The sequence below is a fragment of the Fischerella sp. JS2 genome (genome assembly GCF_032393985.1).
Classification (GTDB): Bacteria; Cyanobacteriota; Cyanobacteriia; order Cyanobacteriales; family Nostocaceae; genus Fischerella.
The window spans coordinates 4,093,008-4,110,622 of sequence record NZ_CP135918.1; the positions used below are offsets into that span (position 1 = coordinate 4,093,008).

The 17,615-nt window shown below is 39.3% G+C and carries 11 protein-coding genes; 7 read left to right on the forward strand and 4 right to left on the reverse strand.

The annotated features are described in order from the left end of the window. The first annotated feature begins 299 nt into the window (after positions 1-299). From RS893_RS17385 to RS893_RS17395, 3 genes are all read left to right on the forward strand, one after another. Positions 300-1,796 (forward strand): SLBB domain-containing protein, encoded by a 1,497-nt coding sequence (locus tag RS893_RS17385; RefSeq protein WP_315785982.1) that lies wholly within the window; start codon positions 300-302, stop codon positions 1,794-1,796. A gap of 144 nt (positions 1,797-1,940) precedes the next feature. Then, a complete protein-coding gene (locus RS893_RS17390; RefSeq protein ID WP_315785985.1) occupies positions 1,941-3,584 on the forward strand; it encodes an alpha/beta hydrolase in 1,644 nt (547 codons plus the stop codon). Between the two features lie 304 nt (positions 3,585-3,888). Continuing rightward, entirely contained in the window at positions 3,889-4,728 is an 840-nt protein-coding gene (locus RS893_RS17395; protein WP_315785987.1) for an SPFH domain-containing protein, read from the forward strand. A gap of 70 nt (positions 4,729-4,798) precedes the next feature. Here the strand turns inward: RS893_RS17395 and folP are convergent, their stop codons facing one another. The 4 genes from folP to RS893_RS17415 all read right to left on the reverse strand — a co-directional run bounded on the left by folP (position 4,799) and on the right by RS893_RS17415 (position 9,444). After that, positions 4,799-5,644: a dihydropteroate synthase gene (gene folP / locus RS893_RS17400; RefSeq protein ID WP_315785989.1), complete on the reverse strand. Its 846-nt coding sequence runs from the start codon at positions 5,642-5,644 to the stop codon at positions 4,799-4,801. Between the two features lie 43 nt (positions 5,645-5,687). Further along, positions 5,688-6,413 carry a triose-phosphate isomerase gene (tpiA, locus tag RS893_RS17405; RefSeq protein ID WP_315792007.1) on the reverse strand — a complete coding sequence of 242 codons (726 nt, stop codon included), beginning with the start codon at positions 6,411-6,413 and terminating at the stop codon, positions 5,688-5,690. Between the two features lie 356 nt (positions 6,414-6,769). After that, positions 6,770-7,825, reverse strand: a complete 1,056-nt coding sequence (locus RS893_RS17410; RefSeq protein ID WP_315785992.1) for a tellurite resistance TerB family protein — start codon at positions 7,823-7,825, stop codon at positions 6,770-6,772. A 389-nt stretch (positions 7,826-8,214) separates the two neighbouring features. Beyond that, on the reverse strand, positions 8,215-9,444 hold the full coding sequence (locus RS893_RS17415) for a hypothetical protein (RefSeq protein WP_315785996.1): 1,230 nt from the start codon (positions 9,442-9,444) through the stop codon (positions 8,215-8,217). Between the two features lie 798 nt (positions 9,445-10,242). On the opposite strand from RS893_RS17415, the gene ppsA reads away from it, so the two are divergent. From ppsA to RS893_RS17435, 4 genes are all read left to right on the forward strand, one after another. Then, positions 10,243-12,762 (forward strand): phosphoenolpyruvate synthase, encoded by a 2,520-nt coding sequence (gene ppsA / locus RS893_RS17420; protein WP_315785998.1) that lies wholly within the window; start codon positions 10,243-10,245, stop codon positions 12,760-12,762. Between the two features lie 116 nt (positions 12,763-12,878). After that, the gene (locus tag RS893_RS17425) at positions 12,879-14,348 is read left to right on the forward strand and encodes a dolichyl-phosphate-mannose--protein mannosyltransferase (protein WP_315786001.1); all 1,470 of its coding nucleotides are present in this window, start codon (positions 12,879-12,881) and stop codon (positions 14,346-14,348) included. A gap of 522 nt (positions 14,349-14,870) precedes the next feature. Continuing rightward, on the forward strand, positions 14,871-17,174 hold the full coding sequence (locus tag RS893_RS17430) for an ATP-binding protein (protein WP_315786004.1): 2,304 nt from the start codon (positions 14,871-14,873) through the stop codon (positions 17,172-17,174). Then, positions 17,122-17,568, forward strand: coding sequence for a response regulator (locus tag RS893_RS17435; RefSeq protein WP_026086174.1), 447 nt, complete (start codon positions 17,122-17,124; stop codon positions 17,566-17,568). The genes RS893_RS17430 and RS893_RS17435 overlap by 53 nt, the downstream gene beginning before the upstream one ends. The last annotated feature ends 47 nt before the right edge of the window (positions 17,569-17,615 follow it).

Here is a 17,615-nt window from a genome sequence, read left to right on the forward strand (position 1 = left end):
GCAACTAATCATTAATTAATAAAACTAACCAGCAACTAATAACAACTAACAACTAACCAATAATAACTAACCACCAAGTAAATTGATTGTAATTATTACCACATAATTTTCATAATTCTAGAGTTTTTTAAAAATCCGCTTGAAATTAGCTTCATTAAAAATTCAAATAGCACATACAATCTCTTTTCTGAAGAATACGGTTTTTTCGGAAAATAATATTATTGGGGAACTCGAATATTTAAGTATAGTCAACGATAAACTGATAAGACAGTGCTTTACTCATGGTATTTCAGGTAAATATGCTTAACACAAGTTTGTGGAAACTTTTTAATCAGCCAGTGGCAGGGTTACTGTTTTTCACCCTAGCGTTGACAAACTTCTTACCTGCGGTCATGGCTCAAACACAGATACCAACTGTGAAACAGTGCTTAGACCAAGAATTGGCTGACAGTAGAAATACACAAGCTTCGTACTCAGGTTATACATTAGGCGGAGGCGATCGCATCCGTGTTAATGTCTTTGAAGTCGAGGAATATACTGGAGAATATACCATTCCTCCTGGTGGAGCAATCAATTTAGCTCTCATTGGCACTGTCCCTGTTCAGGGTCTCTCAACAGAGCAAGCTGCTAACGTTATCGAGTGTGCTTACAGAACTTATTTGAAGCGTCCCATCATCTCAGTGAATCTGTTATCACCTCGTCCCATTAATGTGACTGTAGCTGGAGAAGTGTCACGACCAGGAGCTTATAGTCTCAGCTTATCAGGAGGCGCAGGTCAAGATCCTGGTGTGCAATATCCAACCGTGATGTCCGCACTGACAACCGCTCAAGGGGTAACTCAAGCCGCAGACATCAGCAAAGTACAATTACGACGCAAGTTAGGATACGGCCCAGAACAAGTCATCACCCTCGATTTAAAGAAATACATTCAAACAGGCACTTTACCGCAAGACGTTACTCTTCGGGATGGCGACACTGTTTTTGTGCCAACAGCGACTGACTTGAATTTGGCAGATGCCCGTAACATATCCGCCGCTAGCTTTGCTGCTGATATCACCAAACCCCGATCAGTGGCAGTAACTGGTGAGGTTAACCGACCAGGCACATACCTTGTTACACAAGGACAAGCAGAAGGTGCAGGCACTGGAACCACAACTGGAACTAATGCGCCAGCTATTTCTGGTCAACCCACTGTCTCACGAGCAATCCAACTAGCAGGCGGTATTACACCACAAGCTAATATTCGCGATATAGTTATTCGCCGACCAACAAGAACTGGTACAGAGCAACAAATTAGAGTCAATTTCTGGCAATTGCTGCAAAGTGGTGATATTAATCAAGACGTCATTGTTCAAGATGGTGATACTATTGTGATCCCCACCGCTACCGAAGTCAACCCAGCAGAAGCTACGCAACTAGCAACCACTACTCTGTCTCCGTCACGCATTCAAGTTGGTGTGGTAGGGGAAGTTAAAAATCCAGGAAGAGTGGAAGTTCTGCCTAATAGCTCATTGAATCAAGCTATACTCGCAGCAGGTGGGTTTAATGATGCGAGAGCGAGAAGTTCTGTCGTGGATTTAATTCGTCTCAATCCTGATGGTTCTGTCACTAAGCGTAGAGTTAAAATGGATTTCTCCGCAGGAATTAACGAGAAAACCAACCCCATACTTCGCAATAATGACGTTGTAATTATTAAGCGTTCTAATCCAGCTATAGCTGGTGATACCATTGGTGCGATCTTCAATCCTATAGGTACTGTCTTCGGTATTATCAGATCCATATTCACTGGGTTTTAACAGTAAACAGTTATCAGTAAACAGTTATCAGTTCAATTTCTGGATCTTTGTATCATCAAGGAATAATTAGTCAAAATTCCTTACCATACGCCTGATAACTGATAACTGATCACTGAGAACTGATAAATATAACTAGTAACTAGTATGCAATTTCAGCTTGGCAGACAGCGACGTTATGTATCCTGGAGGCAGTCATTACTGTGTAGCCTGACTTTAGCTTTGAGTTGGGGTGCAGCAATGCCTGCAACTTTAGGGGCAGAAACAGTTACTATTCGCTTAGGGCCATTTCAACAGTCAGTGGCGATCGCGGATTTAGAAAAATTTGCCAAAACCGGAGATTTACCAGACAATCTGCAAATATTTTCATCTATACTGACACCTCAAATTAGAGAATTGCTAACAAAGCGTCTGGAAATAGATCCAGCTGTTGCTGACAAATTCATCGAAGAATTAAAACAAAACCCATTAGGCAAACAATTTATCTCATCGTTGACAGCAGTTATCCCAGGTAGTAGCGCCGAAAGTCTGCAAGCAACCCTCAACTTAGCACTGCGGCAAGTTAATGGTTTGAGTGCGCTGGGTTTTTTACGGGCTTACCCCCAAGAAAATGTGACAGTAGACGCATCTCAAGCAATCTCTGTGGCGCTGGAATTAAACCCCAGCTACTGGCAAAGTCAAATTTTTGGAGCAGTGTTATCACGGGAATCAACTGCCAAAAATAGCACACCCATACAAACCAATTTCAATCCAGCTGCCCCTGGAAAGCAAACAGTCCAGCAACAAACATTCGTCCTGCAAGACCGACAACGAAATCGTACTATACCTGTAGATATTTACTGGAGTAGTAGCGATCGCCAAAATCCAATGGTTGTAATTTCTCACGGATTTGGGGCAAATCGTAAATTTTTGGGATATCTAGCGCGTCATCTTGCCTCTTACGGTATCACTGTCGCCGCGATTGAACATCCAGGTAGCAATGTTACAGCTATTAGTAGAACCTCAAATCAACCTAATCTGAAGAGGTTACTACCAGAGACTGAATTTATTGATAGACCTAAGGATATCAGTTTTACACTTAATGAACTGGCGAAACTAGATAGGCAACCGGGACAATTGCAAAGAAAATTAAATACAGATAAAGTTATTGTGATCGGTCATTCTTTAGGCGGTTATACTGCTTTAGCTTTGCTAGGAGCAGAGGTTGACTTGCCACAATTGCGGCAATTCTGCAAAGATTCTTTAGGTATTGGCCAAGCTCCTGGTGATTGGTTGCAATGTGCAGCTGCTTCTCTACCAGAACGAAAATTGCGGCTCAAAGATGAAAGAGTAAAAAGTGCGATCGCTCTTAATCCTCTTGTTGGCAATCTCTTTGGTAAAAACGGCTTAGCTAAAGTCAAACAACCAGTTCTTATTTTAACTGGAACCGAAGATGCTCTCACTCCCGCACTTAAGCATCAAATCACACCCTTTAGCCAATTAGGAGGCGAAAAATACTTACTTAGTGCTGTTGGTGGTACACACTTGAGTATTGGCGATCCTACTTATCAGGCTAGTGATGCTACTACTATTGTTAGAGAACGGCGAGGTGAAGAAACTAAAGCTTTACGTCAGTTGCTGCAAGGTGTAAGTTTAGCGTTTATCAAACAACAGACACCAGAAGCCAGAACCTATCAACCATTTCTGACACCAGCTTACGCTCAATCTTTCTCCACATCACAACTGCCGTTAAGTCTTGTTTCAGAATTACCAGACAATCTTAAACCGTGGCTGAAGCTAGTGAGTCAGTGAAAGGGGAAAACTAGATGGTGGGGAGATGGGGAGAGTTTAATTCTAATAATCCTAAAATCTTCCCATACTCCTACACCCTACTACTCGGTAAATTTAATCAAAAAATTAGCGCTTGCAACTATGGCTGCGAAAGTGCTTTAATAGCGTTGCTTCTTGCTCAAGTATCTTGCTTGAACACTCTGCTTGTGCTATTAACTTACACATTCAACCATAATCAAATTATAAAGACACAAAAGTAGGACAGATTAGAATTAAGTCCTTAAAGTAAAAAGTAAATCCCTTTAAAGCTTAATTAGGAGCATATATGGAACCAATCATTGCTATAGTCTTAGTGCTTATAGGCTATGCCTTAGGCTCTGCTAAATTAATTAACGAAGGAAATGAAGCCCTCGTAGAGCGTTTAGGCAAATATCATCGCAAACTTGACCCAGGTCTAAACTTTATTATTCCCTTACTGGATCAAATTGTGATGGAGGATACGACAAGAGAACAAATTTTAGACATCAAACCCCAAAACATTATCACTAAAGATAATATTTACGTAGAAATTGATGCAGTAGTGTATTGGCGTATTCAAGATATTAAGAGAAGCTATTACGAGATTGAAGATCTGCAAATTGCACTGTCGCAATTGGCTACAACTACTGTTAGAGAAATCCTTGCTCAACACACCTTGGAAGAAACGAATGTCTCCCGAGCTGATATAGATAGAGCCATATTAGATCATTTAAATGGAATTACACCAAAATGGGGAGTAGAAGTTATTCGTGTAGATATTCAAAGTATTACCCTACCTGAAAGTGTGCGGAAGTCGATGGAAGAGCAGCGAGCTGCTGAAATTAAAAGTCGTGCTGCTATTTTAGAAGCAGAAGGGGAACGGCAAGCCGCAGTTAAAAAAGCAGAAGGAACCAAGAGATCGATGGAAATCATTTCCGAAGCTTTACGTAATAACCCTGGAAACAAGGAGATTTTGCGGTATCTTGTAGCACAAGATTATATAAATGCCAGTTACAGATTAGGCGAAAGCGAAAATGCCAAAGTTGTGTTTGTAGACCCTGGAAAATCTTCTGATATGATGGATTTAATCTCAGAGACAGTAAATCAAGAAGGTAATAACAAAAAATCAGAAAATGGTTCTGTATAAAAAAGTCATTAGTTATTTGTCATAATCACAACCAACGAATAACAATCAACTACTAACAAACAATAAATAGTCACGACTGTCGAAAAATTGCATCTGCAACTAAGCAAATATCATGCATTTGTTTGACATCGTGAACTCGGAGGATATCAGCTCCTGCAAAGATAGCAGCACAACATGCTGCTGCCGTTCCCCAGACACGAGCTTTCGGGTCTGGTTGGTTTAAGATACGGCCAATAAAACTTTTACGCGATGGTCCTACCAAAATCGGACAACTCAGCTTTCGTAATTCTGGCAAGCGGCGAAAAATTTCTAAATTTTGCTCGTAGTTCTTGGCAAAACCAATGCCAGGATCGATGATAATTTTTTGTTGATCAATACCTGTAGCTATTGCTGTTGCAATTCGTTCTGAGAAAAAATTGCCAATTTCTCCGATTAAATCTTGATAATCAGTCATTTTTTGCATAGTTTGGGGGGTTCCACGCATATGCATTAATATAATTGGTACGCCCAACTTGGCTACAGATGGTAGCATTTCTGGGTCAAACATGCCTCCCGAAATATCATTAACTATATCTACACCTGCTTCTCGTGCAGCGATCGCTACTTCTGAGCGTGTGGTATCTACAGAAATTGGTAGAGAAATTTCCGGGCGTAAGACCTGTAACACTGGCAAAACACGGTCGAGTTCTTCAGCCACAGAAATTTGTTCTGCCCCAGGCCGGGTTGATTGACCGCCGATATCGATCATATCTGCCCCAGCTGCTTGGAGCGTCTGCGCCTGGGCTAAAGCAGAAGCGATCGCATTAAATTCGCCACCATCACTAAAACTATCAGGCGTAACATTTAAAACGCCCATCAAATAAGTCCGCCGTCCCCACTCGAAACAGCGATCGCGAATAATCAAGTTGGTTGTCATTTCACCAGGCTAGGTGGGCATTGCCCACCTTAGTACTTGTAATTCACTTGTAATTCACAATTCGGGCAAAACTTGCAGGTTCTAGACTTGCTCCTCCCACCAACACGCCATCGATTTCTGGCTGAGCCATAATTTCATCAATATTATTCGGTTTGACTGAACCGCCATATTGAATCGGCACATCAGGGTTTTTTAATTGCTTGCGAATAACACCGATGACTCGATTGGCTTCACTGGCTTCACAGGTATCACCAGTACCAATCGCCCAAATCGGTTCGTAAGCAATTACCAAATTACTCTGATTGATATTCACTAAGTCTGTTTCTAGTTGGCTGATAATCAGTGATTCTGTTTCCCCCGCATCTCGTTGTTGTTTGGTTTCGCCTACACACAAAATCGGGGTCAAACCATGCTTTTGAGCAGCTTTCAGGCGTAAATTGACGGTTTCATCCGTTTCCCCAAAATACTGTCGTCGTTCACTGTGACCGACAATTACATAGCGTACCCCGATTTCTTGCAACATCAGTCCGGAAATTTCACCCGTATAGGCACCACTGTCTTCCCAATGGACATTTTGCGCCCCCAGTTGTACACGGCTACCATGCAAACTTTTAGATAAAAGATTTAAATCAGTAAAAGGTACACACAATACCACTTCTCTATCTTGGGGGGTATCTTCTAAGGTAGGCAGAAATCCTTGTAAAAACTCCTGGGACTCTGCCTGGGTTTTGAACATTTTCCAGTTTCCGGCAATTACTATTTTCCGCACAGGTGATTCGTCAAGCTCAAAACTATACACAATGCAATCTTCAGTTTAGGACTTTTTGTTAATCATTTGTTAATTTTTTAGTCATTTGTCATTGGTTAGTAGTTAGTGGGTAGAGACGCGATGTTCCTCGCGTCTGTACGTTAGTAGTTAGTGGTTAGTTTTTAATGGTTACTACTCCTCACACCCCTCACACCCCACCCTTACCTTAAGCCTATGAGCGTGTCTACACACCCCTTACACTCCCCATCTCCCCATCTCCCCACCTCCCCTCCGTGTTCCTAAGCAAAAACAGAAGGCGACTTTCACAACAAACCACCTTCTGAATCGGAATATATGAGTGCGATCGCCTACTAAAACTAAGTAAACTCGATAGTATCCACGAAACTGATAATCTGCTGCTTAAGATTTTGGGCTTCTTGTTTGACACTCTTGGGAGTTTCACCATCACAAAAACTGCGTTGGCTACTGACTATATACAAAAAGTCTCCATCAATAAATACTAACAGTCCTCGATAGGCATCACATTTAACGGCAGTACCATTGTTTCCGGTTTTGGGAACTGTTGAACCTTCAGGCATATTTACTAATGCAAAGTAAGCACCCTCTAATACATCTGGTAGATATTCCGTGTTATCCACAGAAGCATCTGGTAAATTAGATGCGATCGCACTAGGTACATACTTGTTCAAAAGAATAGACCTTAAATATTCCTCCTGTCCCACAGCTTCCATGTCATCCATTTGTTGAGTAGGCAAGGGGCTATAATCGATTCGGAATAAGGAACCAAGATCATCAGAAAAAGTCACTACTCCTTCTTGGGTATCAATCTTAGCACCTTGTTGCAGGCGAGATGGAACAGGGACTACAAAATTACCAGCAGGTGACTCATATATTTGCTGGCTAGACATTGATTCTAGTAATGGTTCGTTGTCTTCATCTAGTAATTCTTCTTCGTCTTCTGCTTCTTCAAAAGCAGCAATAACCTCGTCTACAATTTCCTTTGCTTCTTCATCTTCTAGTTCTAAGGCTTGTTGTAGTTTTTTGAGTAGAGTTGTTTTCCCCCTGGGGATACGCAATTCTTCTTCATCTACCAGCATACTCACCCCCGCAGCAAAGGCATCTGGTATTAATTCATCATCCAAGGATTCATAAGCAGTATTAAAAAGTGTTCCGACTCCTTCATCTTCAGCAAGCGCTAGAAGTTTATCGATCATTTCTAGTAATTCATCATCGGAATATTCGTCAAAAACCTCAAATCCCCAGAGAATATCCGTTAATAGATCTGCATCCACATCTTCTATGGAAGAATCAGCAATTGCAGTCACAACAGCGACTGCTGCGACTGCTTCATTGGGAGTGAGTGATTCTTCCAATACCTCTTCTGATTCAAAAAATTTGTCGTACTTACCCATGATTTTCCCTCCGTTGTCTGGTGTTATTGGGTAGTTTACCAATGCCTGAAGTCATTAGTCCTTAATTGTTAGGTTCAAATTAAAAATGACTTATAAGTAGTAATCATTGAATTTGTAGGTGAATAACCTATTCTTAATGTTCTTACAAACCATCAATCACTAAACTTTATATGGACATACTATGTGCGGCGAAGGTCTTGCCGTAAGTTATACCATTGATCAAAGGGTAAGGTGGAGTTCTCTCAAGAAAACTCAAGGTGTTCGTACAGTAGGGATTAGGAGCAAAGGGCAGGATGAAAGAAATGGAATTTTCCTTTAACCCTTGCCCTTTAACCTTTACCCTACCTCTTGGAAAATTGCTTTTGCAAGAGGTCTAATGAATAACTGTACTACTCATTTTTAGATTCTAGAAAGCGTTGAGCAATATCTTTGTAGAAATTTGGATCTGTCCAGTAACCTAAATGTGCTTTTTCTCCCCAGTAAGTTTCATATTCCAGTAAAACGTTATCTAAACTGTTGTAATAATCTAAATGACCACTGATCGGATCTTGTAAATGATAATAATTGACCCAGCGAACTTTTTCTAGTTGACATTCGACTGGGTTTTTAGTCAAGTATGAAGTTAGCTGAACATATAAAGGCTTCACACGAAAAGAATTTAAGTGTTCTAAAATTCTTTGTCTAATATATTGATGTTGCTGTGCCATTTCTCTAAAGAAAAAAGCAATTTTATCTAATGGAGATGCGAAAGTGATTAAGCCTGTAATTTTATCAACCAGTAAACTTTTGCCTTTATCTTTGGATAGACTTGCTTCTATGCATAAAAGATTTAAGGTATCGTAAGCAATGCAGCTACCGAGAGAATGCCCAGCTATGATTACTTGGTCGTAATTTACTTTTTTATCTTTGAGAATAGCTTTTAGCAATGCTAATGATTCTGCTAGTATTTGTCTACGAATTTTATGGTAAGGAGATTTTACATTAGTAGTAGTGTAGATAGCAACATCTCCCACAAAATTAACTAGCAAAGGAGTAACCAGTTTTTTACTCAAATTCCAAGCTGGTTGTAGAAATTGACCATGAAGAAATGGGCTTAATAACAGCAGTAATATACAAACAATCAATCTTAACCAAGGATATACTATATTAAATAGACGTAAAAATATAGTTAGCCAACGTAAGCGATATTTAAAAAACTTCTTCCATTTATTTTCTTTCAAAATTTCGTCTAATTTATCTTGATTTTCCTCTCGACTATAAAATGCAATTGTCCCTTCTAGTGTCTGTTCTGTCCATTGCAATACTTCTGGTACACTAATTTTATTTTCCGTATCAGCTGCCCAGTAATATTCATGAATATCTATAAAATCATCTGGTTGCAGTTCAGCAGAGCTAACACGTACAAAGCTTTCTATCCAAGGATTACCATTTGGTAATCTTCGTTTAGCAATTAAGTGTTCTAACATGATAGGTAAACTTTGTCCTTCAAAATGTTTAATTAAATTTTGGGCAAAATAATCTACTGTTTCATAAGGAATTTGTTCACCTACGCCGTGGATAATAATAAACGCCGTACGCCCTTGAGGAAATTTAATTTTGCTATCTTGGTTATTTATCATAAATCAATATAATGATAATTAATAGATAAGTAAGTTATTTTATCTAGTAAGTTGTTGATTGGTTGTAAAAGTAGATATCTGGCATTACATATATATAGGATAATTTTAGTTAATTTTAAATTTTTACTCTACGAAATATAAAGTAATCTTAGTGATTTATTCTTACTCCCTATTTTGTATAATGTCAAATATTTACTAAGCTACAATAAGTAATAAACTTAATGATTATCATAAATCAAAAAAACTAGCTATTTTTAGTAACAAGTGGTTACAATCCGTAACTAATGTATTTGTAAATGCTAATCCTGCAATTGTTTCTTGCAAAAATTTCAATACTGTTATTGTAGATTTCTGTAAAACGCTCAAACATAAGCTATCCACCAGATAAAGCAAAAGATCATTTATATGTATATACAGCATTAATAAATGTCATTTCGGATTTACACTTGATGAAAATTGAGTAGAGACGTGAAGGTAATTGTCAAGTGATCATTGGAAAAAGTAGAACAAGTTCGTACCATTAGCCATTACCAATTATCTATTACCGGGTGACGTAACGTTTCATCCACCATTTTTAAAAAATGAGGTTTTCACGTCACCCAACCTTGATAATTTATCAAATGCAAAATTAAACCATAAATTTAAATAATATTTACGCTATAACTTTCGACATAGTGATCCCCAATAAGTTATGGAGTAAATTACGAAATATAAAGAGACTGATTATCATATATCGATAAACTCAATTACTCATGATTATTGAGCAGGAATCCAAGAATTTAGTAGGAGTAAATACTGGTGTCTACAGTTATAAAACAAACTTCTGAGTTAACTACCAAAGAACGATCGCTCATTCTCTGGTTCAATGAAATTGGTATTAATGACATACAGCTAGTTGGTGGAAAAAATGCATCTTTGGGTGAGATGATTCAGCAGTTAACACCCAAGGGTGTGAATGTGCCAATGGGGTTTGCTACCACTGCTTATGCTTATCGCTATTTCATTGAGTCTGCTAGGTTAGAAACACGGTTGCGCGAATTGTTTGCTGACTTAGATGTTGATAATGTTAATAACTTGCGGGAACGAGGTAAAAAAGCGCGATCGCTACTGATACACACACCATTTCCATCAGAATTACGAGATGCGATCGCCCAAGCATACCAATCTCTGTGTCAACAGTACTACGTAGATACAGATGTAGCGGTTCGTTCTAGCGCTACCGCCGAAGATTTACCCGATGCTAGTTTTGCTGGACAGCAAGAAACCTACCTCAATGTCACCACAACTGCGGGAGTTTTAGCAGCTTGTCATAAATGCTTTGCTTCTTTATTTACTGATCGGGCTATTTCTTATCGTCACATTAAAGGTTTTGATCACTTTAACATCGCTCTCGCCGTCGGTGTACAGAAAATGGTGCGTTCTGATTTAGCATCTGCTGGGGTAATGTTCACCATCGAAACTGAGACAGGTTTTAAAGATGCAGCACTAATTACAGCTGCCTATGGTTTAGGAGAAAATGTTGTCCAAGGGGCAGTGAATCCTGATGAATATTATGTTTTTAAACCAACATTAAAAGCAGGATTCCGCTCAATTATTGATAAAAAATTGGGTAGCAAAGAATTAAAAATGATTTATGATGATGGCTCTAAATTTACTAAAAATGTCCTAGTTACAACTAGCGAAAAAAATAAATTTGCCCTTACAGATGATGAGATTTTGCAACTAGGGCGTTGGGCCTGTTTGATAGAAGACCATTATTCCCAAGTTAACAGTGTCTACACTCCAATGGACATTGAGTGGGCAAAAGATGGCATTACCAACGAATTATTTGTTGTACAAGCGCGTCCAGAAACAGTGCAATCTCAGAAAAGTCAGAATTTGTTGCGGACTTATAAACTCCGATTGAGAGATGGGGAGGTTGGGAGTTGGGGAGGTGAAGACAAACTTTCACCCCATCACCCCATCACCTCTACCCTACGGGAAGCCGCTTGCGCGTCTACACCTCATCCTCTGGTAACAGGACGCGCTGTTGGTTCGGCTATTAGTCAAGGTAAAGCACGAGTCATTTCCGAAGTTAGTAAAATTGACCAATTCCAACCAGGGGAAGTTTTAGTAACAGATAGAACTGACCCCGACTGGGAACCAATTATGAAGCGCGCTAGTGCAATTATCACAAATTCTGGGGGACGCACCTGTCACGCCGCAATTATTGCTAGAGAACTTGGTGTACCTGCTATTGTCGGATGTGGTAATGCTACGGAAGTGATCAAAACTGGTCAAGAGGTGACGATTTCTTGTGCTGAAGGAGAAGAAGGAAAAGTTTACCCAGGTTTACTACCTTTTGATGTGCAAGAAGTTGCTTTGGAAGACTTGCCTCGTACTCGCACCCAAATTTTCATGAATGTGGGTAATCCCCAGGAAGCTTTTAGTTTATCTGCTATTCCCAACGATGGGGTTGGTTTGGCACGGACTGAATTTATAATTGCCAATCATATTCAAACTCATCCGATGGCATTAATTAAATATGACCAAGTAAAAGACCAATTTGTCAAAGAAAAAATAGCAGAAATCACTGCTCTTTACGATGACAAACCGCAGTATTTTGTTGATAAATTAGCGCAAGGTATTGGCAGAATTGCAGCAGCATTTTATCCCAAGCCAGTAATTGTGAGAATGTCAGATTTTAAGAGTAATGAGTATGCAAATTTACTCGGTGGTAGACAATTTGAACCCAAAGAAGAAAACCCTATGCTGGGTTGGCGGGGGGCAGCACGCTATTATGATCAAGGGTATCGCGAAGGCTTTGCTTTAGAGTGTCAGGCAATCAAAAGAGTCCGGGAAGAAATGGGTTTAGTGAACATTATTCCCATGATTCCTTTTTGTCGCACTCCTGATGAAGGACGGTTAGTGTTGGCAGAAATGGCAAAAAATGGTCTAAAACAGGGTGAGAATGGATTGCAAGTTTATGTAATGTGCGAATTACCTAATAATGTCATAATGGCCGAGGAGTTTGCTGAGGTATTTGATGGTTTTTCGATTGGTTCTAATGATCTAACTCAGTTAACGCTAGGAATAGACAGAGATTCAGCGTTAGTAGCACGGTTGTTTGATGAACGCAGTCAGGGGGTAAAGCGAATGGTGAAAATGGCGATCGCAGCTGCGAAAAAGCATAATCGCAAAATAGGTATTTGCGGACAAGCGCCTAGTGATTACCCAGAATTTGCTCAGTTTTTGGTGGAACAAGGAATTGATTCAATAAGTCTCAATCCTGATTCTGTGCTAAAGACCATGCTAGAAGTGGCGAAAGTAGAGGGATAGGGATTAGGAAATCGGTGAAAGGGGAAAGGGGGACAACCAACCACTAACTACTAATGTACAGACGCGATGTTCCTCGCGTCTCTACCCATCAACAACCAACCACTAACCATTGACCAATGACTAAAAAATGGTTTTGGATAGGCATTGTAGGTATATTTCTTCTATCGCTTTCCCTGCGGTTTTGGGGAATAGGGAGATTTGGTCATCTTGTTTTTGATGAAGTTTACTATGCTATATTCGCCAATAAATATCTGACCCACACTCCCTTTTTTGATGGTCATCCACCTTTAGGTAAACTGATAATTGCGTTGGGAATGTGGATTAGCGATCGCATTCCCTTGTGGAAAGATCAAGTTAATGGGTTAACAGGTGCATTGCGTCCGGCTTGGAGTTATCGTTGGATTAATGCTCTATTTGGCTCGTTTATTCCCTTAATTATCATAGGAATTGCTTATCAATTAAGTTATCGTCGTAGTTTTGCTTTACTAGCAGGTTTGTTTACAGCTTGTGACGGTATATTTATCGTCGAGTCTCGCTACGCTCTGATCAATATATATATAGTTGTCTTTGGATTATTAGGACAGTGGTTATTATTATTAGCATTGGCAAATCAAAGACAACAACGTAGGCTTTACCTAGTGTTAGCTGGTGTTGCTTTTGGTGCTTCTGCTGCGACAAAATGGAACGGTTTATGGTTTTTATTGGGTACTTATGTGATCTGGATTTTTGCCTGGGGATGGAAACTAATAGGAAGAATTAGTAAGGCAAATACTTCCAGAGAAAGCCCTAATTTATGGGAACGTGAACCAGAAAATTCTCCATTACAAAATTTGACGCAGCTAAATTTTGTGAGTTTGGGATTTTATTTAGGAATTATCCCAGTATTAATCTACAGTTTGATTTGGATTCCTCACTTATTAATAGATAAAAGATATAATTTCATCCAAGTTCATCAACAAATTTTGTTGTTTCATGAGCGTTTAGGTGGTAACAATCCTACAGTCCACCCTTACTGCGCTGCTTGGTATAAATGGCCTTTACTGACTCGACCAATGGCGTATTTATACCAAACAGCAATTAGTCCCAAAGATCCTCTACCTGTAGTTGGTCCGCCTTTGCCCACGGGTAGCGGCGAAGTAATTTATGATGTCCATGCAATGGGGAATCCCTTTTTGTGGTGGTTTGGTGTCATTGCTCTTGTATTGTTATTAGTAATGTTAGGGTGGCAAGCTATAAATTTTCTGGTTAAGAAAAAGCGTTTTACCGTCACACCAACACTTTCTGTTGATACTTGGATTGCTTTATATTTAATCTTAAATTATGCTGCCAATTTGCTGCCTTGGGTAGGGGTAACTCGCTGTCTTTTCATTTATCACTACATGACAGCTGTAGTGTTCGCATTTATGGCGATCGCTTGGTTTGTAGATCAATGTCTTTGTAGTTATTACAAGCTACTCCGGGCTATTGGTGTCACTATTACTTTTATGATTTTGACGGCTTTTGTTTTTTGGCTACCGCTTTATTTAGCTTTACCTCTTTCGCCTCACGCTTATAAATTGCGGATGTGGTTTAGTTCTTGGATTTAGATTTTTAGACTCGCCCGCAAGTAAATTGCGGGCGATATTGTGGCTATACCCAATAATTGGTGATTATAACGAACACCGATGCACACAGATAAACACAGATGTTTTATCTATATTCATTTATGGTGAGATTTTGTGTTATTACACCTCTAGAGTAAGCCTTTGAAATGCATGTAATAAATAATAAATAATTGAAATAAAACTTACTACAAATCAATCAAGTTACATATTTTATAGGTGTAACAATAAACAACTTTTAATCTTTTTTAGCTAAATACTTTTGTTCTGTTTGTTAGACTGAGAACGCAATGTGATTGGGAAGTACTGTAAAAGCAGATCAGGAAATCAAAAGTCTATCTTTTAGGCAAAATTTTCTGTCTTGATAAATTTAGGAAGATTTTCGTCCTGTTGTCTGGCTCTAACTATAACTGCGATTAAAAGAGAAGTTACAAAAGTTAGTCTAGTTAGAATGTTAAACGTAATCGTGAAAGATTTGATGATCCACAAGGAAAGAGGAAGATCGTGATGGTAATGGAATTTGAATTGCAAAGTTTAAACTTGACAAGCTTAAAAGAACCATCAATTCATACTATTAGTCAAATTCAACCCCACGGAGTGCTTCTGGTTTTAGAAGAACCAGAGTTAAATATTTTGCAAGTCAGCAGTAATACTTACGATGTTTTTGGGATTACTCCCGAAAATATGCTGCAAAAAAAATTAGAAGATTTACTCGATCCCTTTCAAATTGAGAAAATTAAAGCTGGACTTTTACAAGAAAGTCTAGATATGATTAATCCCACAAAAATTTGGGCAAGAGTTAAGGGTGATGAGTATGTAGTATTTGACGGCATCTTCCACCGCAGTGCAGATGGATTTTTGATTTTGGAATTAGAACTTGCTTTTTCTCAAGAAAATATTCCATTTTTAAGTTTCTATCATTTAGCAAGAGCTTCTATTAATAAATTAGAAGAAACGGCAAATCTCCACGATTTCTGTCAAATTCTTGTGCAAGAAGTCCGAAAAGTCACAGGATTTGACCGAGTGATGCTATATAAATTTGATGATGATGGGCATGGTTCTGTGCTTGCTGAAGAAAAATTAGCAATTATGGAATCTTATCTGGGTTTACACTATCCAGAGTCAGATATTCCTAGACCAGCAAGAAAATTATTTGCTTCTAATTGGATTAGGATCATTCCAGATACTCATGCTGATCCTGTAGAAATTTTCCCTGCTATTAATCCTCTAAGCCAGCGTCGCCCAGATTTAACAAATTCTATCCTGAGAAGTCCTTATTCATGCCATATTGAGTATCTACACAATATGGGTGTTGGTGCTTCTTTGACAATTTCTTTAATTAAAGAAGGTAAACTCTGGGGATTAATTGCTTGTCATCACCAAACGCCTAAATACGTCTCTTACGAGATGCGAAAAGCTTGCGAATTCTTGGGGAGAGTAATTTTTTCAGAACTTGCAGACCGAGAAGAAACTGAAGATTATGACTATCGGATGCGGCTGACATATATCCAATCAGCATTGGTTGAATATATGTCCCAAGAAGAAAACTTTATTGATGGATTAGTTAAACATCAACCAAATTTACTAGATTTAACTAATGCCCAAGGTGCAGCAATCTGTTTTGGTGGTAATTACACTTTAATTGGTGAAACTCCCAAAGAAGAAGATTTGAATTTTTTAGTCCAATGGCTAAAAAATAATGTAGAAGAAGAAGTATTCTATACTGATTCTCTGCCGCGTCTTTATCCAGATGCCCAAAATTTTAAAAATGTTGCTAGCGGTTTACTAGCAATTCCAATTTCTAAACAGAATTATGTGTTGTGGTTCCGCCCTGAAGTCATTCAAACTGTGAATTGGGGTGGTGATCCAAATCGGGCATTTGAGGTGAATACTTCCGATGGAAATACGCGCTTGTGTCCACGTAAATCTTTTGAATTGTGGAAAGAAACGGTTCGCTTAACTTCTTTACGTTGGCAAGCTGTGGAAGTGAAAGCAGCATTAGAATTGCGCAAAGCAATCGTCAATATTGTACTGCGCCAAGCAGATGAATTAGCACAGTTAGCGCATGATTTAGAACTTTCCAACGCGGAATTGAAAAAGTTTGCTTACGTTGCTTCCCATGATTTGCAAGAACCGCTAAATCAGGTAGCAAACTACGTGCAATTGCTGGAGATGCGCTATGAGCAATTGCTTGACGAAGATGCAAAAGAGTTTATCACTTTTGCCGTCGAGGGAGTTAGCTTGATGCAGACGTTAATTGATGATGTGCTAGCATACTCGAAAGTAGATATGCAAGCAATAGAATTTGAACTGACAAATGTAGAAACAGCTTTAGAACGCGCTTTAACTAATTTGCGGAAACGCATTAGCGAAACGGGTGCTGTGATTACTTATGATCAGTTACCAACCGTCATGGCTGATGGAACTCAGTTGATGCAATTGTTCCAAAATTTGATTGGTAATGCTATCAAGTTCCGCAGTGATCAAGCGCCAGAAATTCATATTGGTGCTTCTCGCTTAGAAGACGAATGGCTATTTTCAGTACGGGATAACGGTATCGGTATTGATCCACAGTTTCGCGATCGCATTTTTGTCATCTTTCAACGCCTGCATACGCGGGATGAGTACCCAGGTACTGGTATGGGACTAGCTATCTGTAAGAAAATTATTGAGTGTCATCGGGGACGTATCTGGGTAGAATCGAAACTTGGTGAGGGTGCAACATTCTACTTTACTATTCCGGTGGGAGGACGCGATCGTGAGCGCAGAAACGGACGAAAAGCACAGAACCATATTTTTGGTCGAAGATAATAAAGCCGATATCCGTCTGATTCAAGAAGCCTTGAAAAATAGCATGATACCACACCAGGTTATCACTGTTAGAGATGGTATGGATGCTATGGCTTATTTGCGCCAAGAGGGCGAGTACGCTGATGCACCCCGCCCTGATTTGATCCTCTTAGATTTGAATCTGCCCAAAAAAGATGGTAGAGAAGTTCTAGCGGAGATTAAAACTGATCCCAAGCTGAAACGCATTCCTGTAGTCGTGCTGACAACTTCCCACAACGAGGAAGATATTTTCCATAGCTATGACTTGCATGTGAATTGCTACATCACCAAATCTCGCAACCTCAGTCAACTATTCCAAATCGTCAAAGGAATAGAAGATTTTTGGTTATCTACCGTGACTTTACCATCAGAGTAAAAAAAATCGGGGCTCAGGGATCGGGGATCGGGAATTAGGAAAAGATA